Here is a 16,764-nt window from a genome sequence, read left to right on the forward strand (position 1 = left end):
TCTGCGGCGAGAATCCTCACTGGGTCACCTCCGTCGCGGGGGCAGTGATCGTCACGACATCGCCGGGGCGGGCCCCCAGATCGCGCTGGACACCGCCGCCCACGGAGGCCAGCGGCAGCCAGACCACCCGGTCGGGCATCGCGGTGACGCTCAGCGGCAGTTGGACCGAGCCGGCCGGGCCGGTGACGCGGACGACTTGGCCATCCTCGACCCCCGCCTCGCCCGCCGTGGCCGCCGACAGCCGGGCCACGGCCGCGTGCCGGGTCCCGGCCAGCGCCGGATCGCCGTCCTGGAGCCGGCCCTGGTCGAGCAGCAGCCGATGGCCGGCGAGCACCGCCTCGCCCTCGGCCGGCCGGGGCAGCGGACCGCCCGTCTCCAGCGAGGCGGTGGCGCGCGGGCCCTGCCAGGTGCCCAGCCGGGTCATCTCGGCGCGCACCGCCTCGACGTCCGGCAGGTCCAGGGGCGCGTCCAGCGCGTCGGCCAGCATGTGCAGCACCCGGGCGTCCGGGAGGGTGTGGCGGCGGGTCATCTGGTCGGGCTTGAGCGCCGCCTCGAACGGCCGGGCCCGGCCCTCCCAGTTGAGGAAGGTGCCGGACTTCTCGACGACCGCCGCGACCGGCAGCACCACATCGGCCCGCTCGGTGACCTCCGAGGGCCGCTGCTCCAGGCTGACCACGAAGTCCACCGCGTCCAGGGCCTCCAGGGCCCGCGCCGGATCGGGCAGATCGGCGACCTCGACGCCCGCGACCAGCAGCGCGCCGAGCCCGCCGACCGCGGCGGCCTCGATGATCTGGCCGGTGTCCCGGCCCACCTGGTGCGGCAGGTCGACGGTGCCCCAGACGGAGGAGACCTCCTCACGGGCCCGCGGATCGTGCGCCGGGCGGCCGCCGGGCAGCAGCCCGGGCAGCGCCCCCGCCTCGATCGCGCCCCGCTCCCCCGCCCGGCGCGGAATCCAGGCGAGCGTGGCCCCGGTGGCGGCGGCGGCCCGTACGGCGGCGGTGAGCCCGCCGGCCACGGACGCCAGCCGCTCGCCGACGATGATCACCGCGCCCTCCTGGCGCAGCGCCTCGGCGGCCCGCTCGCCGTCCGCGTCCAGACCGGTGCGGCCCGCGATGGCGTCCAGCCACTCGGTCTCGGTGCCCGGGGCAGCCGGCAGCAGGGTGCCGCCCACCTTCTCGAGGCCCCGGGTGGCGTGGGTGGCGATCGAGAAGGTGCGCTGTCCGTGCTTGCGGTGCGCCTTGCGCAGCCGCAGGAAGACGCCGGGCGACTCCTCCTCGGCCTCGAAGCCGACCAGCAGCACGGCCGGGGCCTTCTCCAGCGCGCCGTAGGTGAGTCCGCCGCCGTCCAGGTCACGCCCCCGGCCCGCGATGTGGGTGGCCAGGAAGTCGGCCTCCTCGTCGCTGTGGAGACGGGCCCGGAAGTCGATGTCGTTGGTGTCCAGGGCGAGCCGCGCGAACTTCGCGTAGGCGTAGGCGTCCTCGACGGTCAGCCGGCCGCCGGTGAGCACGCCGGTGCGGCCGCGCGCCATGCCGAGCCCGTCGGCCGCCGCGGCCAGCGCCTCGGGCCAGCTCGCCGGCTCCAGCTTCCCCGTCTCGCGGTCGCGCACCAGCGGGGTGGTGAGCCGCTCCGGCAGCTGGGCGTAGCGGAAGCCGAAGCGCCCCTTGTCGCAGATCCACTCCTCGTTGACCTCGGGGTCGTCCGCCGCCAGCCGCCGCATGACCTTGCCGCGCCGGTGGTCGGTGCGGGTGGCGCAGCCGCCCGCGCAGTGCTCGCACACGCTCGGCGAGGAGACCAGGTCGAAGGGGCGGGAGCGGAAGCGGTACGCCGCCGAGGTCAGGGCGCCCACCGGGCAGATCTGGATGGTGTTCCCGGAGAAGTACGACTCGAACGGGTCGCCCTCGCCGGTGCCCACCTGCTGGAGCGCGCCCCGCTCCAGCAGCTCGATCATGGGGTCGCCCGCGATCTGGTTGGAGAAGCGGGTGCAGCGCGCGCACAGCACACAGCGCTCGCGGTCCAGCAGCACCTGGGCCGAGATCGGCACCGGCTTGGCGAACGTCCGCTTCTGGCCCTCGAACCGGCTGTCGGCCTGTCCGGCGCTCATCGCCTGGTTCTGGAGCGGGCATTCACCGCCCTTGTCGCAGACCGGGCAGTCCAGCGGGTGGTTGATCAGCAGCAGCTCCATCACCCCGCGCTGGGCCTTCTCGGCCACCGGCGAGGTGAGCTGCGTCTTGACCACCATCCCGTCGGTGCAGGTGATGGTGCAGGAGGCCATCGGCTTGCGCTGGCCCTCCACCTCGACGATGCACTGGCGGCAGGCGCCGGCCGGGTCGAGGAGCGGATGGTCGCAGAACCGCGGGATCTCGATGCCGAGCAGTTCGGCGGCGCGGATGACCAGCGTCCCCTTGGGAACGGAGATCTCGATTCCGTCGATGGTGACGGAGACCAGATCTTCGCGCGGCACCGCCGCCTCCCCGCCCGACGAGGGTGCGTTGGTGGTCACGGTCATGCGTTCACCCCCAGGTGAGTGGAGCGCGGCTCGTCGGCCCACACAGTGGACTTGGCCGGGTCGAACGGACAGCCTCCGCCGGTGATGTGCTGCTCGTACTCCTCGCGGAAGTACTTCAGCGAGGAGAAGATGGGGCTGGCCGCGCCGTCGCCGAGGGCGCAGAAGGACTTGCCGTTGATGTTGTCGGCGATGTCCGCCAGCTTGTCGAGGTCCTCCATGCGGCCCTTACCGGCCTCGAGGTCGCGCAACAGCTGGACCAGCCAGTACGTGCCCTCGCGGCAGGGTGTGCACTTGCCGCAGGACTCATGCGCGTAGAACTCGGTCCAGCGGGTCACGGCCCGCACCACGCAGGTGGTCTCGTCGAAGCACTGGAGCGCCTTGGTGCCCAGCATCGACCCGGCCGCGCCCACGCCCTCGTAGTCCAGCGGGACGTCGAGGTGCTCATCGGTGAGCAGCGGGGTGGACGAGCCGCCCGGGGTCCAGAACTTCAGCCGGTGGCCCGGGCGCATCCCGCCGCTCATGTCGAGCAGCTGGCGCAGGGTGATCCCGAGCGGGCCCTCGTACTGTCCGGGGTTGGCCACATGGCCGGACAGCGAGTAGAGCGTGAAGCCCGGGGACTTCTCGCTGCCCATCGAACGGAACCATTCCTTGCCCTTGTTGAGGATCGCGGGAACCGAGGCGATGGATTCGACGTTGTTGACAACAGTGGGGCACGCGTACAGACCGGCGACCGCGGGGAAGGGAGGCCGCAGCCGGGGCTGGCCGCGGCGGCCCTCCAGCGAGTCCAGCAGCGCGGTCTCCTCACCACAGATGTACGCACCGGCGCCCGCGTGCACGGTGATGTCGAGACCGGGCAGTCCGTCCACCCCGAGCTTCCGCCGCCGCTGTTCCGCGGTGCCGAGGTAGCCCTCCTCGTACGCCTCGCGCACGGCCTCGTGCAGCCGCCGCAGCACGGGGACGACCTCGCCGCGCAGATAGATGAAGGCGTGTTCGGAGCGGATGGCATGACAGGCGATGATCATGCCCTCGATGAGGGAGTGCGGATTGGCGTAGAGAAGGGGGATGTCCTTGCAGGTGCCCGGTTCCGACTCATCGGCGTTGACGACGAGATAGTGCGGCTTGCCGTCGCCCTGCGGAATGAACTGCCACTTCATTCCGGTGGGGAATCCCGCGCCGCCGCGGCCGCGCAGTCCCGCGTCCTTCACCAGCGCGATCACCGCGTCGGGGTCCATCGCGAGGGCCTTGCGCATGCCCTCGTAGCCCTCGTGGCGCAGATAGGTGCGCAGGGACCAGGAGTTCGGCTGGTCCCAGAACGCGGAGAGCACGGGTGCCAGCAGCTTCTCGGGGCTGTGCCCATTGATCTCGGTTGTCACGGTCATCACTCCCCCTCCTCGGCGACCGGACCGGCCGGGTGGTGCGGATCGGAGGCGGAGGTCCGCTGCGGCGCGTCATGCGAGCTGGGATGCGTCGGCGGCGCCTCGTCCTGCGGGGCGTCGGCGGACCTCGGCGAGACGACCCGGCCGGGGGCGACCTCGCCCTTGGCCAGCCGCAGCCCGACCAGCGAGGCGGGCCCCGCGGAGCCACCCGCCTCGACGGCGCCCGGACGGGCGTCGGGGAAGCCGGCCAGGATGCGGGCGGTCTCCTTGTAGGTGCACAGCGGCGCGCCCCGGGTCGGCTCGACGGTCCGGCCCGCCCGCAACTCGTCGACCAGCGCCTTGGCGGATTCGACGGTCTGGTTGTCGAAGAACTCCCAGTTGACCATCACCACGGGTGCGTAGTCGCAGGCCGCGTTGCACTCGATGTGCTCCAGGGTGACCTTGCCGTCCTCGGTGGTCTCCCCGTTGCCCACCCCCAGATGGCTCTGGAGCTCCTCGAAGATCGCGTCGCCGCCCATCACCGCGCACAGGGTGTTGGTGCACACCCCCACCTGGTAGTCGCCGGAGGGCTTGCGCCGGTACATCGTGTAGAAGGTGGCGACCGCGGTGACCTCGGCGGTGGTCAGGCCCAGCATCTCGGCGCAGAACCGCATGCCGGTGCGGGTGACATGGCCCTCCTCGGACTGCACCAGGTGCAGCAGCGGCAGCAGCGCGCTGCGGCTGTCCGGGTAGCGGGCGATCACCTCCCGGGCGTCCTCCTCGAGCCGGGTGCGCACCTCGGCCGGGTAGTCGGGGGCCGGCAGCTCCGGCATCCCCAGCTGGACATCAGTCACCGGTCCACTCCTCCCATCACGGGGTCGATGGACGCGACAGCGACGATCACATCGGCGACCTGGCCGCCCTCGCACATCGCCGCCACGGCCTGAAGATTGGTGAAGGACGGGTCGCGGAAGTGGACGCGATACGGGCGGGTGCCGCCATCGCTGACCACATGGGCGCCCAGTTCGCCCTTGGGCGACTCGATCGCCGCGTACGCCTGTCCGGGCGGAACCCGGAATCCCTCGGTCACCAGCTTGAAGTGGTGGATCAGGGCCTCCATGGAGGTGCCCATGATGTTCTTGATGTGGTCCAGGGAGTTGCCGAGGCCGTCCGGGCCGAGCGCGAGCTGCGCGGGCCAGGCGATCTTCTTGTCGGCGACCATCACCGGGCCCGGCTCCAGCCGCTCCAGGCACTGCTCGACGATCCGCAGCGACTGGCGCATCTCCTCCAGCCGGATCAGGAACCGGCCGTAGGCGTCGCAGCTCTCGGCGGTCGGCACCTCGAAGTCATAGGTGTCATAGCCGCAGTACGGATCGGTCTTGCGCAGATCGTGCGGCAGCCCGGTGGCCCGCAGTATCGGGCCGGTCACGCCGAGCGCCATGCAGCCGGCGAGATCGAGGTAGCCGACGTCCTGGAGCCGGGCCTTGAAGATCGGGTTCCCGGTGGCGAGCTTGTCGTACTCGGGCAGGTTCTTCCGCATCGTCTTCAGCAGGGCCCGGATCTGGTCGACCGCCCCCGGCGGCAGGTCCTGGGCGAGCCCGCCGGGCCGGATGTACGCGTGGTTCATCCGCAGACCGGTGATCAGCTCGAAGATGTCCAGGATCAGCTCGCGGTCCCGGAAGCCGTAGATCATGATCGTGGTCGCGCCGAGCTCCATACCGCCGGTGGCGATGGCCACCAGATGCGAGGAGAGCCGGTTGAGCTCCATCAGCAGCACCCGGATCACCGAGGCGCGGTCCGGCACCTGGTCCTCGATGCCGAGCAGCTTCTCGACGCCCAGGCAGTACGCCGCCTCGTTGTAGAAGGGCGTCAGATAGTCCATGCGCGTCACGAAGGTGGTGCCCTGCGTCCAGTTCCGGAATTCGAGGTTCTTCTCGATTCCGGTGTGCAGATAACCGATTCCGCAGCGGGCCTCGGTGACCGTCTCACCGTCGATCTCCAGGATCAGCCGGAGCACTCCATGGGTGGAGGGGTGCTGCGGACCCATGTTGACGATGATCCGCTCGTCGTCGGCCTTCGCCGCGGCGGCCACGACCTCGTCCCAGTCGCCGCCGGTGACGGTGTAGACGGTGCCTTCGGTGGTCTCGCGCGCGGAGGCGGAAGGCGTTGCGTGGGGGGCAGTCATCAGCTGTACGACCTCCGCTGGTCCGGAGCCGGGATCTGGGCGCCCTTGTACTCGACGGGGATGCCGCCGAGCGGGTAGTCCTTGCGTTGCGGGAAGCCCTGCCAGTCGTCGGGCATCATGATCCGCGTCAGCGCGGGATGACCGTCGAAGATCAGGCCGAAGAAGTCGTAGGTCTCGCGCTCATGCCAGTCGTTGGTCGGATAGACATCGACGATCGACGGGATGTGCGGGTCGTCGTCCGGAGCGCTCACCTCCAGCCGGAGCACCCGACCATGGGTGATCGACCGCAGGTGGTAGACGGCGTGCAGCTCACGGCCCTTGTCGCCGGGGAAGTGGACTCCGCTGACGCCGGTGCACAGCTCGAAGCGGAGCGCCGGGTCGTCGCGCAGGGTGCGGGCGACCCGCGGCAGGTGCTCCCGGGCGATGTGGAAGGTCAGCTCACCGCGGTCCACGACGGTCTTCTCGATCGCGTTCTCCGGAAGCAGCGACTGCTCCTCGAGCGCGCCCTCGAGCTCGTCGGCGACCTCGTCGAACCAGCCCCCGTACGGCCGGGTGGCCTGGCCGGGCAGCCGTACGGGGCGGACCAGCCCGCCGTAGCCGGTGGTGTCGCCGCCGTTGTTGGCGCCGAACATCCCGCGCTGGACGCGGATGGGCTCGCCCTGGTCGCCGCGGCGGCCGGGGAGGTTCTCAGCGTTGAGGTCCTTGTCCGGGTTGACCCCGTTGGCCCCGGGGTTGACCCCATTAGCCTCAGTCAACGCAGCAGCCCCTTCATCTCGATCATCGGCAGCGCCTTGAGCGCTGCTTCCTCCGCCTCACGGGCCGCACGCTCGCGATTGACGCCGAGCTTCTCCTCGCGGATCTTCTCGTGCAGCTTGAGGATCGAGTCCATGAGCATCTCGGGCCGCGGCGGGCAGCCGGGCAGATAGATGTCGACCGGGACGATGTGATCGACGCCCTGCACGATCGCGTAGTTGTTGAACATCCCCCCGGAGGAGGCGCAGACGCCCATGGAGATGACCCACTTCGGGTTCGGCATCTGGTCGTAGACCTGGCGCAGCACCGGGGCCATCTTCTGGCTGACGCGCCCGGCGACGATCATCAGATCCGCCTGGCGGGGCGAGCCGCGGAAGACCTCCATGCCGAAGCGCGCGAGGTCATAGCGCCCCGCGCCGGTGGTCATCATTTCGATGGCGCAACAGGCCAGGCCGAAGGTGGCCGGGAAGACGGAGGACTTACGGGCCAGCCCGGCGGCCTGTTCCACGGTGGTGAGCAGGAACCCACTCGGGAGCTTCTCTTCGATACCCATGCGATGTTTCCCCTATCTCCTCTAGAGCCCCTTTTAGTCCCACTCCAGGCCGCCACGGCGCCATACGTAGGCGTAGGCGACGAAGACCGTGAGCACGAAGAGGAGCATCTCCACGAGCCCGAACAGGCCGAGGGCGTCGAAGGTGACGGCCCAGGGGTAGAGGAAGACGATCTCGATGTCGAAGACGATGAAGAGCATCGCCGTCAGGTAGTACTTGATGGGGAAGCGCCCACCGCCGGCCGGATGCGGAGTCGGCTCGATGCCGCACTCATAGGCTTCGAGCTTGGCCCGGTTGTAGCGCTTGGGGCCGATGATCGCGGCCATGAAAACCGAGAAGATCGCAAAACCTGCCCCGAGGGCTCCCAGTACGAGGATGGGCGCGTATGCGTTCACCGTCCTCGCTCCCTTCAGTCGACGATGACTGCTTGGCGGACCGCACGGACATGCCGCCGCCCCACGAAGATCGCGCACATGTGAGGCAGTTCACAAGCCCGTTTCGCCTGCATCCTATGCCCGTCGGTCTGTGATCTGCGACACGGGGTACGACAACGTCTTTGTGATCTCCACCACCTGACGAAGGATCATGAAGTCGGATGAGCGGTGATCTTGTACATGAAGCATCCGAACGACCACGAGAAGTGACATTCGGAGACGTCATCACAGGTGAGCGCGTTGCGCCCCTACCAAGACATGGTACATACATGCAAATTTGCTCTGGACAATGTCAGCTGATAGGCGCCTTCCATCCTCATGAGTGACCTTCGTCCCGGGACGATTGATCACGGGGTCGCGGACGTTCGCGATCAACGCTCCGCGCACGCGTTCACGAGCGGCTCGGAGCGAGTGAGGTATCCCACGCCCAGACGGGTTGTGGATCTAGATTTCACGGGAACCCTTTGTACGCGGACCACATCGGTGGTAGGTCCCGCGCTGTCCCGGTTTGGCCGCCAAATGCAGTGCGTAGACACATGATCGCGAAATTCGGGCAAGGCGGCCGAGTGGGCCGCGGAGATCATTTGGCCCGGTTTTTGGGCGTGTGCACGCCAAATGTGGCGCACCCCACTTTTGTTGATCTGGGCCTTAAGGCCCTGGTAGCCAGTGACCTATGTCCCCAGTCGCACACATACCCAGCCACCGGAAGCCCCGCCGTGCCACGTCGACGCGTGCGCTCCGCGCAGGGGTGACCGGTGGCTTCCTCACCCTCGCGGTGGCCGGTGCCGCCGTGCCCGCCTCCGCCACGGAGAACAACGCCGCTCCGGCCGAGTCCACCCTGGAGATGCCGACCGTCAGCGCCACGCTGGCGAGCACGGCCGCCCAGACCGCGGACGCCACCCAGCAGGCGGCGTCCGACTACGAGCTCCAGGCACAGAAGGACCAGGCGGCCGCCCACGCGAAGACCGCCGCCAAGAAGGCCAAGGCGGAGGCCGACCGCAAGGCGAAGGAGGCCCGGGAGGCGGCTCGTAAGGCGGCCGCCAAGCGCGCGGCCGAGGCCAAGGCCCAGGCGGCGAAGGCGTCCCGCTCCGCCGAGCGCACCACGCTCTCCACCACCACCAGCGTCAGCAACGCCTCCGGCAACGCCGCGACCCTGATCAGCTTCCTGAAGGCGCAGCTGGGCAAGGCGTACGTGCTCGGCTCCAGCGGTCCGTCCTCCTACGACTGCTCCGGGCTGACCCAGGCCGCCTTCAAGCAGGTCGGCGTGAGCCTGCCGCGGGTCTCGCAGGACCAGTCCACCGCCGGCACCCCGGTCTCGCTGGACTCCTTGCAGCCGGGCGACCTGCTCTACTGGGGCAGCGCCGGCAGCGCGTACCACGTCGGCGTCTACGTCGGCGGCGGCAAGTTCATCGGCGCCCAGAACTCGAGCACCGGGATCGTCGAGCGCCCGCTGGACTACGACATGCCCACCGGGGCCGTGCGCGTCCTGTAGGACGCCCGCCGGTCATCCGTTGGTTTCTGGACCCCGGGGCCGCCGTTCCCGTCGTGGACGGCGGCCTCACGTCCTTCCCTCACTACTGCGCGTAGACCTTCTCCACGAACTCGCCGAGCAGGTCGTCGCTGAGGTGATGGGCCAGATCCGCCTCGGAGATCATTCCGACCAGCCGCTTGTTCTGGTCGATCACCGGAAGCCTGCGGATCTTGTGCTCCTCCATCTCCCGCAGGACGTCCCTGACATCGGCGTCCGCGGGAATCCAGCGCGGGGTGCCCTTGGTGAGCGCCCCGACGGGAGTCCCCGAGGGGTCGGCGTTCTCCGCGATGCATCCGACGACGATGTCGCGGTCGGTCACGATGCCGCACAGCCGCTCGTTGGCGTCGCTGACCGGCAGGGCGCCCACGCCCAGGTCCCGCATCAGCTGGGCGGCACGCAGCACCGTCTCGTTCTCCGGCACCCACTGCGCGCCCGGGTGCATGATGTCCGCTGCCTTCGTCATGGTGTACCTCCTGCCAGGCCCACCGGCGGTGGATCCGGCCCCGTGGGCCCCATCGGTCCGGCGTCGCCGCGGCTGGCGCACACGGCGCCCCCTGTCTTCATTGTCACCACCGCCGCACGGCGCCGTCATGTCGAGCCCGGCGGCGGCTGTCGGTGCCCGGTGCCAGACTGAGTAACGAGGCAGTACCGCACAGAACGAGGCAATCTCCGGCAGAACACTTCCGCACAACTCTCCTGCGCCTTCGCGCCCGACCGTCGAAGGAGCGCCCCATGCTCACCACCGATTACGTCCCCGGCGCCCCCAACTGGCTCGATCTGGGCGCCCCCGACACCGAAGCGGCCGTGGCCTTCTACGGCTCCCTGCTGGGCTGGCGCTTCGAGTCGGCAGGCCCCGAAGCGGGCGGGTACGGCTTCTTCACCCTGGACCGGAAGACCGTCGCGGCCGTCGGGCCGCTCACCGAGGAGGGCGCGCGCGCCGCCTGGACGCCGTACTTCCACACCCCCGACGCCGAGGCGACCGCCAAGACCGTCGAGCAGGCGGGCGGCACGGTGCGGCTCGCTCCGTTCGACGTCTTCGAGGAGGGGCGGATGGCCCAGTTCACCGACCCCGGCGGGGCCCGCTTCGCCGTCTGGCAGCCCGGCAGGACGGCGGGGCTGGACGCGGTCACCGACCCCGGCACCCTGTGCTGGACCGAGCTGCACTCCCCCGATCCCGCCAAGGACCTCGCCTTCTACCGCAAGATCTTCGGCTGGGACACCGAGGAGATGTCCTTCCCCGGCGGGTCGTACACGGTGCTGATGACGTCCGGCGCCGGCCGGGAGGGCTCCTTCGGCGGCGTCGCCCAGCTCCAGGAGGGGCATTCGACACCGCCGCAGTGGCTGCCGTACTTCGAGGTGACGGACTGCGACGCGGTGGTGGCCAGGGGGCAGGACCTGGGCGGCTCGGTGCTGATGCCGGCCATGTCGGCCGAGGGGATCGGCCGGATGGCCTGGCTGGCGGACGTGGGGCGGGCGCCGTTCGGCGTCATCGCGAGCGGCGGGCCCGGAGCGTAGGCGCTCCGCTGGGAGGGCCCGCGATGCGTCGGTGAGTGCCGCGATGCGTTGTTGGGCGGCTGCGGCGCCGTCGTGGCTGGTCGCGCAGTTCCCCGCGCCCCTACGGGGCGCCGGCCGCCCTGCGGTCGAGCCGGAGCCCCTACAAGCGTCAGGCGCGGGGGGTGACCTTCGTCAGGCCGTTGATGATGCGGTCCATGGCGTCGCCGCCTGTGGGGTCGGTCAGGTTCGCCAGGAGCTTGAGCGTGAACCGCATCAGCATCGGATGGGTCAGCCCGCGCTGGGTCGCCAGCTTCATGACCTTCGGGTTGCCGATCAGCTTCACGAACGCCCGGCCCAGCGTGTAGTAGCCGCCGTAGGTGTCCTTGAGGACCTTCGGGTAGCGCTGGAGCGCCAGTTCGCGCTGGGCGGCGGTGACGCGGGCCTGGGCCTGGACGATCACATCCGCGGCGATCTGCCCGGATTCCATCGCATAGGCGATGCCCTCACCGTTGAACGGGTTGACCATGCCGCCCGCGTCCCCGACGAGCAGCAGCCCTCGGGTGTAGTGCGGCTGGCGGTTGAAGGCCATGGGGAGCGCGGCGCCGCGGATCGGGCCGGTCATGTTCTCCGGGGTGTAGCCCCAGTCCTCCGGCATCGAGGCGCACCACGCCTTGAGGACCTCGCGCCAGTCGAGCTCCTTGAAGGAGGACGAGGTGTTGAGGACGCCCAGGCCCACATTGCTCGTGCCGTCGCCCATGCCGAAGATCCAGCCGTAGCCGGGCAGCAGCCGGTCCTCGACACCGCGCCGGTCCCACAACTCCAGCCAGGACTCCAGGTAGTCGTCGTCATGGCGGGGCGAGGTGAAGTACGTGCGCACGGCCACGCCCATCGGACGGTCCTCGCGCCGGTGCAGCCCCATGGCGAGCGAGAGCCGGGTGGAGTTGCCGTCGGCGGCGACCACCAGGGGCGCGTGGAAGGTGACGGGCGTCTTCTCCTCGCCCAGCTTGGCCTCGACCCCGGTGATCCGGCCGGTGCGCCCGTCGAGCATCGGGGCGCCCACGGTGCAGCGCTCGTACAGCCGGGCCCCGGCCTTCTGAGCCTGGCGCGCCAGCTGCTCGTCGAAGTCGTCGCGCTTACGGACCAGGCCGTAGTTGGGGTACGCGGCCAGCTCCGGCCAGTCGAGCTGGAGCCGCACCCCGCCGCCGAGGATCCGCAGGCCCCGGTTGCGCAGCCAGCCCGCCTCCTCGGAGATGTCGATGCCCATGGAGACGAGCTGCTTGGTGGCGCGCGGGGTCAGGCCGTCGCCGCACACCTTCTCGCGCGGAAAGGCCGTCTTCTCCAGCAGCAGCACATCCAGCCCCGCCTTGGCGAGGTAGTACGCGGTGGTGGAGCCGGCCGGTCCGGCGCCGACGACGATCACATCGGCGCTGCGCTCCGAGATCCCGGAGGACGCGCTCTCGGTGGGTGCGGTCTCGCTCACGCGGGGTCTCCCCAAGCCTCGGTACGGCGTGCCGGTCGCGCCGGGCACTGGACAGTCGCAGTCTATGGGGGGCGGTACTCCGGCACTCGCGAAGGGCCGCTCCGTACCGGCTACCCGCCGCCTTATGGCTTGTACGCCCGGTGGAGGGCCACCACGCCGCCGGTGAGATTGCGCCAGGCCGGGCGCTCCCAGCCCGCCGACCGCAGCCGGGCGGCGAGACCGGGCTGGTCCGGCCAGGCGCGGATGGACTCGGCGAGGTAGACATACGCGTCCGGGTTGCTGCTGACCGATGTCGCGATCGGCGGCAGCGCGCGCATCAGATACTCGGTGTAGACCGTGCGGAACGGCTGCCATGTGGGGTGGCTGAACTCGCAGATGACGACCCGTCCACCGGGCCGGGTCACCCGCAGCATCTCGCCCAGCGCCCCCTGCGTGTCCTGGACGTTCCGCAGCCCGAAGGAGATCGTGACGGCGTCGAAGACCCCGTCCGCGAAGGGCAGCCGAGTCGCGTCGCCCGCCGTGAGCGGCAGCCCCGGATGGCGCTTCTTGCCCTCCCGCAGCATCCCGAGCGAGAAGTCGCACGGCACCACGTACGCGCCCGCCTCCCGGAACGGCAGCGAGGACGTCCCCGTACCGGCGGCGAGGTCCAGCACCCGCTCACCGGCGCGCGCGTCCACGGCCCGGGCGACGGCCTTGCGCCACAGCCGGGCCTGCCCGAGCGACAGCACATCGTTGGTGAGATCGTATTTGGCCGCCACGTCGTCGAACATGGCGGCGACTTCGTGCGGCTGCTTGTCCAGGGATGCTCGGCTCACGCCCCCATTGTTCACCTCGCCGACCCCGCGCCCCCGCCCGGGGCCCGGCGTGCCTCAGCGCCGCCGGTGCACCAGCCGCCCCGCCACCACCGTGGCCAGGCAGGCGCCGTCCGCGTCGAAGACGGCCAGGTCGGCGCGGCCCGCCGGGGCGAGGGCGGGCGGGCGCGGTCGGTCCAGGACGGCGATGCCGCCCCGGTGGGCGGCCGCGCGCAGCTCGGCGTCGCCGAGGTGACGGGCGAGGACGGCGGTGGCGCCCCGCCGCAGCAGGGCGTGGATCCGCTCCCGCGGGCTGGGCGCGTCCGGCACCGGGCCCTCGTGGACCAGGGCCGGGCCGAGCTCCCCGGGCCACTCCCGCACCCGGGCCCGCGGATAGGTCTCGCGCAGCTCCGCCAGGGAGCCGATGGCCGCGATGCGGTCGCCGTCGACCGCGACGGCGGCGTCGTGCAGCGGCGCCGCGTCGCCGGGGGTGACCCGGACGACGGGCGCCGCGTGGAGCGTGAGCATCAGGACGCCTGGATCACCGTCAGCTCGGGGTGGGCCGTGCCACCCTCGATCGCCGTCGAGGACAGGTGCGAGACGACGTGGTCGTCGACCGGGTCGTTCGCCGGGTCGTCGTGCACCACCAGGTGTTCGTACGTCGTGGCGCGCTGCGCGGGGACCCGCCCGGCGGCCCGGATGAGGTGGAGCAGCTCCATCCGGTTGGACCGGTGGCGGGCGCCCGCCGAGGAGACCACGTTCTCCTCCAGCATCACCGAGCCGAGGTCGTCCGCCCCGTAGTGCAGGGCCAGCTGGCCGGCCTCCTTGCCGACGGTCAGCCAGGAACCCTGGATATGGGCCACGTTGTCGAGGAAGAGCCGCGCGATGGCGATCATCCGCAGGTACTCGAAGACGGTGGCCTGCGTCTGGCCCTTCAGATGGTTGTTCTCGGGCTGGTAGGTGTACGGGATGAAGGCGCGGAAGCCGCCCGTCCGGTCCTGTACGTCGCGGATCATGCGGATGTGCTCGATCCGCTCGGCGTTGGTCTCGCCGGTGCCCATCAGCATGGTGGAGGTGGACTCCACACCGAGGTTGTGGGCGATCTCCATGATCTCCAGCCAGCGCTCACCGGACTCCTTCAGCGGCGCGATGGCCTTGCGCGGCCGCTCGGGCAGCAGCTCGGCGCCCGCGCCCGCGAAGGAGTCGAGACCGGCCGCGTGGATGCGGCGGATGGCCTCCTCGGCCGAGACGCCCGAGATCCGCGCCATGTGCTCGACCTCGGAGGCCCCCAGTGAGTGGATCACCAGCTGCGGGAACGCCTGCTTGATCGCCGCGAAGTGCTTCTCGTAGTACTCCACCCCGTAGTCCGGGTGGTGGCCGCCCTGGAACATGATCTGCGTGCCGCCCAGCTCGACGGTCTCCGCGCAGCGGCGCAGGATGTCGTCGAGGTCGCGGCTCCAGCCCTTCGCGGTGTCCTTCGGAGGGGCGTAGAAGGCGCAGAACTTGCACGCCGTCACGCAGACGTTGGTGTAGTTGATGTTCCGTTCGATGATGTACGTCGCGATGTGCTCGGTGCCCGCGTAGCGACGGCGCCGGACCGCGTCGGCCGCGGCCCCCAGCGCGTGCAGCGGAGCCGAGCGGTAAAGGTCGAGCGCCTCTTGTGGGGTGATCCGACCCCCGTCGGCGGCGCGGTCGAGGACTGCCTGCACCTCTGCGTTTGCGGTCACCGGGGCGTACCTTTCGGAGGTTTACGGGTGGACCGACCCAGACTACGCCAGGGCCTGTACGCCCGTACGAGTACGTGCCAGGCACATCTGTGGCCCCTGTATGCGCCGCATCCGTCGCTTCGTGCTCATTTGAGCTTGCGGAGGGTGCCCGTGGGATCGCCCGCCTGTTCGTCCTTCGCCTTGTAGCTGATCGTTCCGTCGGACGTGAGGGTGAACTGCTCGTCCGTCGAGGCGTCGCTGCACCCCTGCTGGGGCTCGGAGCCCTTGAGGCGCGCGTCGAGGTGGAGTTGTTTCGGGGCCGCCGAGACCAGCTTCCATGTGAAGTCGCAGCGCAGCACCGACAGCTTGACCCGGCCACTGGCGACGTCCCGCCCGGTGGGCCCCTGCCGGAAGGTGATGGTCAGGCTGCCCACCGGGATGTTCGAGTCGGAGGTCAGATCGCCCTGCCAGGTGCCGATGAACCCCTTGGGCACATCGCCCTTCTCGGACCCGCTGTCCCCGGCTCCCGGCTGCCGTTCCGTAGCGGACGGACGGGGATTGCTGCCGGCGTTCTGGTCGGAACTGTCGTCGGAGCCGCCGGGGAGCACCCGGAAGAGCACGGCGGCGGTCGTCGCGGCGGCCAGCGCGCCCGCGACGGACAGCACCAGCGTGCAGCTCAGCGCCTTGGGGCGCTTCTTACCGCCGACGGCGGCCGAGAGCGAGACACTGCGGCCGCCGCCCGGCTTCGGCGACGGCGGGGCGGGGAGCGGGTGGGCGGCGGGCCGGTCCTGCTCCCGCGGCCCGTCGGCATACGAGGGGTCGGGCGGGCCGAAGGCGCCCAGCACGGGCGCGGCCGGGGCCGGGCCCGGGGCCGGGGTGGGCGGCGGGGTCGGGCGGTCCTCGGCGGACGGTACGGCGTCGGAGGGCTCGGCGGCGGGCGGCTCCAGGGCGGGCCGGGCGGCGTCGGACGCCCGGGCATCGGACTCGGGCGCGGACGGCGCCGCGACGGCCTCCGCCTCCAGGTCGAGCAGCTCCACCACCTGCCGGCTCACCCGCTCGACCAGCGCCCCCGGCAGCCAGCCCGGCCGCGCCAGCCCCGAGGCGCCGTCCTCCGGGGCGAGGCGCCGCACGATCTGCTCGGGGGTGGGGCGGTCGGCCGGGTTCTTGGCGAGGCACGCGGCGACCAGATCGCGCAGCTCCCCGGTCAGCTCATGGCCGAACCGGGGCTCGTCGTGCACCACCTTGTACAGCAGCGCGGCCGAGGTGTCGCCCGGGAACGGCGGCTCACCGGTCGCCGCGTACGCCAGCACCGCGCCGAGCGAGAAGACATCGGCCGCGCCCTCGACGTTCTCGCCCAGGATCTGCTCGGGCGCCATATAGCCGGGCGAGCCGATGGAGGCGCCGGTCGAGGTCAGCGACACCGTGCCCTCGGTGGCCCGGGCGATGCCGAAGTCGATCAGCCGCGGACCGTCGAGCGCGAGCAGCACATTGGACGGCTTGACGTCGCGGTGGACCAGGCCGAGGGCGTGCACCGCGGCCAGTGCCTCGGCGAGCCCCGCGCCCAGCGCCCGCACCGACGGCTCGGGCAGCGGCCCCTCGTCGGACACCGCCTGGTTGAGCGGAGGGCCCGCCACATAGCCGGTGGCCACCCACGGAATGCGTGCTTCCGGGTCGGCGTCCAGGACCGGTGCGGTGAAGGCGCCGCCGACCCGGCGCGCGGCGTCGACCTCGCGCCGGAAACGGGCGCGGAACTCCTCGTCCAGCGCGAAATGGGCGTGCACGACCTTCACCGCGACCGTGCGCCCGCCCGCGCTGCGGCCCACAAAGACGCGCCCCATACCGCCCGAACCGAGCCGACCGAGCAGCCGATAGGCGCCGATGACCTGCGGATCGTCCGCTCCCAGCGGATCCATCGCGTTGCCTCCCCCTCCGTGCGCCGGTCCAGCTTAGGGGGTGTTCCGGCCGTCCACCGCAGGTC

The 16,764-nt window shown here is 71.0% G+C and carries 15 protein-coding genes; 2 read left to right on the plus strand and 13 right to left on the minus strand.

All coding sequences use genetic code 11. The features are described 5' to 3' along the window. Nucleotides 1–16 precede the first annotated feature (16 nt). From ACT2CW_RS25455 to ACT2CW_RS25485, 7 genes are read right to left on the minus strand one after another with little or no spacing between them, the layout of a single operon-like run. Nucleotides 17–2,506, minus strand: a complete 2,490-nt coding sequence (locus tag ACT2CW_RS25455) for an NADH-quinone oxidoreductase subunit G (RefSeq protein WP_445518370.1) — start codon at nucleotides 2,504–2,506, stop codon at nucleotides 17–19. Further along, the gene (gene nuoF / locus ACT2CW_RS25460) at nucleotides 2,503–3,885 is read right to left on the minus strand and encodes an NADH-quinone oxidoreductase subunit NuoF (protein ID WP_138914455.1); all 1,383 of its coding nucleotides are present in this window, start codon (nucleotides 3,883–3,885) and stop codon (nucleotides 2,503–2,505) included. Before nuoF ends, ACT2CW_RS25455 begins: the two co-directional genes overlap by 4 nt. Then, nucleotides 3,885–4,694, minus strand: coding sequence for an NADH-quinone oxidoreductase subunit NuoE (gene nuoE, locus ACT2CW_RS25465; RefSeq protein WP_051573350.1), 810 nt, complete (start codon nucleotides 4,692–4,694; stop codon nucleotides 3,885–3,887). Before nuoE ends, nuoF begins: the two co-directional genes overlap by 1 nt. Before the next feature lie 17 nt (nucleotides 4,695–4,711). Further along, a complete protein-coding gene (locus ACT2CW_RS25470; RefSeq protein ID WP_182467877.1) occupies nucleotides 4,712–6,046 on the minus strand; it encodes an NADH-quinone oxidoreductase subunit D in 1,335 nt (444 codons plus the stop codon). Beyond that, the gene (locus tag ACT2CW_RS25475) at nucleotides 6,046–6,801 is read right to left on the minus strand and encodes an NADH-quinone oxidoreductase subunit C (protein ID WP_037955230.1); all 756 of its coding nucleotides are present in this window, start codon (nucleotides 6,799–6,801) and stop codon (nucleotides 6,046–6,048) included. Before ACT2CW_RS25475 ends, ACT2CW_RS25470 begins: the two co-directional genes overlap by 1 nt. Continuing rightward, nucleotides 6,798–7,352 (minus strand): NuoB/complex I 20 kDa subunit family protein, encoded by a 555-nt coding sequence (locus ACT2CW_RS25480; protein ID WP_020869380.1) that lies wholly within the window; start codon nucleotides 7,350–7,352, stop codon nucleotides 6,798–6,800. The genes ACT2CW_RS25475 and ACT2CW_RS25480 overlap by 4 nt, the downstream gene beginning before the upstream one ends. Before the next feature lie 33 nt (nucleotides 7,353–7,385). Continuing rightward, nucleotides 7,386–7,745: an NADH-quinone oxidoreductase subunit A gene (locus ACT2CW_RS25485; RefSeq protein ID WP_020869381.1), complete on the minus strand. Its 360-nt coding sequence runs from the start codon at nucleotides 7,743–7,745 to the stop codon at nucleotides 7,386–7,388. 712 nt (nucleotides 7,746–8,457) lie between these two features. Here ACT2CW_RS25485 and ACT2CW_RS25490 point away from each other — a divergent pair. Beyond that, complete coding sequence (locus ACT2CW_RS25490; protein ID WP_164434805.1) at nucleotides 8,458–9,276, plus strand: C40 family peptidase; 819 nt, start codon at nucleotides 8,458–8,460, stop codon at nucleotides 9,274–9,276. An 82-nt stretch (nucleotides 9,277–9,358) separates the two neighbouring features. Here the strand turns inward: ACT2CW_RS25490 and ACT2CW_RS25495 are convergent, their stop codons facing one another. Then, nucleotides 9,359–9,778, minus strand: coding sequence for a CBS domain-containing protein (locus ACT2CW_RS25495; protein ID WP_445518371.1), 420 nt, complete (start codon nucleotides 9,776–9,778; stop codon nucleotides 9,359–9,361). A gap of 269 nt (nucleotides 9,779–10,047) precedes the next feature. Here ACT2CW_RS25495 and ACT2CW_RS25500 point away from each other — a divergent pair, with 269 nt between their 5' ends. Beyond that, nucleotides 10,048–10,830, plus strand: coding sequence for a VOC family protein (locus tag ACT2CW_RS25500; RefSeq protein WP_164434801.1), 783 nt, complete (start codon nucleotides 10,048–10,050; stop codon nucleotides 10,828–10,830). 148 nt (nucleotides 10,831–10,978) lie between these two features. Here the strand turns inward: ACT2CW_RS25500 and ACT2CW_RS25505 are convergent, their stop codons facing one another. The 5 genes from ACT2CW_RS25505 to ACT2CW_RS25525 all read right to left on the minus strand — a co-directional run bounded on the left by ACT2CW_RS25505 (nucleotide 10,979) and on the right by ACT2CW_RS25525 (nucleotide 16,699). After that, nucleotides 10,979–12,289 (minus strand): geranylgeranyl reductase family protein, encoded by a 1,311-nt coding sequence (locus tag ACT2CW_RS25505; RefSeq protein ID WP_445518372.1) that lies wholly within the window; start codon nucleotides 12,287–12,289, stop codon nucleotides 10,979–10,981. Between the two features lie 122 nt (nucleotides 12,290–12,411). Continuing rightward, a complete protein-coding gene (locus tag ACT2CW_RS25510) occupies nucleotides 12,412–13,104 on the minus strand; it encodes a demethylmenaquinone methyltransferase (protein WP_138914460.1) in 693 nt (230 codons plus the stop codon). A gap of 54 nt (nucleotides 13,105–13,158) precedes the next feature. Beyond that, nucleotides 13,159–13,608 (minus strand): imidazolonepropionase-like domain-containing protein, encoded by a 450-nt coding sequence (locus ACT2CW_RS25515; protein WP_445518373.1) that lies wholly within the window; start codon nucleotides 13,606–13,608, stop codon nucleotides 13,159–13,161. Beyond that, a complete protein-coding gene (gene mqnC, locus ACT2CW_RS25520; protein ID WP_037955243.1) occupies nucleotides 13,608–14,807 on the minus strand; it encodes a cyclic dehypoxanthinyl futalosine synthase in 1,200 nt (399 codons plus the stop codon). The genes ACT2CW_RS25515 and mqnC overlap by 1 nt, the downstream gene beginning before the upstream one ends. A 125-nt stretch (nucleotides 14,808–14,932) precedes the next feature. Next, nucleotides 14,933–16,699 carry a serine/threonine-protein kinase gene (locus tag ACT2CW_RS25525; protein ID WP_445518374.1) on the minus strand — a complete coding sequence of 589 codons (1,767 nt, stop codon included), beginning with the start codon at nucleotides 16,697–16,699 and terminating at the stop codon, nucleotides 14,933–14,935. Nucleotides 16,700–16,764 lie beyond the last annotated feature (65 nt).

This window comes from Streptomyces sp. NEAU-174, assembly GCF_052665095.1.

What these genes read in the sequence shown, in the direction of transcription:
- ACT2CW_RS25455 (WP_445518370.1), bottom strand. Translation starts at nt 2,506, where the DNA reads ATGACCGTGACCACCAACGCACCCTCGTCGGGCGGGGAGGCGGCGGTG.
- nuoF (WP_138914455.1), bottom strand. Translation starts at nt 3,885, where the DNA reads ATGACCGTGACAACCGAGATCAATGGGCACAGCCCCGAGAAGCTGCTG.
- nuoE (WP_051573350.1), bottom strand. Translation starts at nt 4,694, where the DNA reads ATGCCGGAGCTGCCGGCCCCCGACTACCCGGCCGAGGTGCGCACCCGG.
- ACT2CW_RS25470 (WP_182467877.1), bottom strand. Translation starts at nt 6,046, where the DNA reads ATGACTGCCCCCCACGCAACGCCTTCCGCCTCCGCGCGCGAGACCACC.
- ACT2CW_RS25480 (WP_020869380.1), bottom strand. Translation starts at nt 7,352, where the DNA reads ATGGGTATCGAAGAGAAGCTCCCGAGTGGGTTCCTGCTCACCACCGTG.
- ACT2CW_RS25490 (WP_164434805.1), top strand. Translation starts at nt 8,458, where the DNA reads ATGTCCCCAGTCGCACACATACCCAGCCACCGGAAGCCCCGCCGTGCC.
- ACT2CW_RS25495 (WP_445518371.1), bottom strand. Translation starts at nt 9,778, where the DNA reads ATGACGAAGGCAGCGGACATCATGCACCCGGGCGCGCAGTGGGTGCCG.
- ACT2CW_RS25500 (WP_164434801.1), top strand. Translation starts at nt 10,048, where the DNA reads ATGCTCACCACCGATTACGTCCCCGGCGCCCCCAACTGGCTCGATCTG.
- ACT2CW_RS25515 (WP_445518373.1), bottom strand. Translation starts at nt 13,608, where the DNA reads ATGCTCACGCTCCACGCGGCGCCCGTCGTCCGGGTCACCCCCGGCGAC.
- ACT2CW_RS25525 (WP_445518374.1), bottom strand. Translation starts at nt 16,699, where the DNA reads ATGGATCCGCTGGGAGCGGACGATCCGCAGGTCATCGGCGCCTATCGG.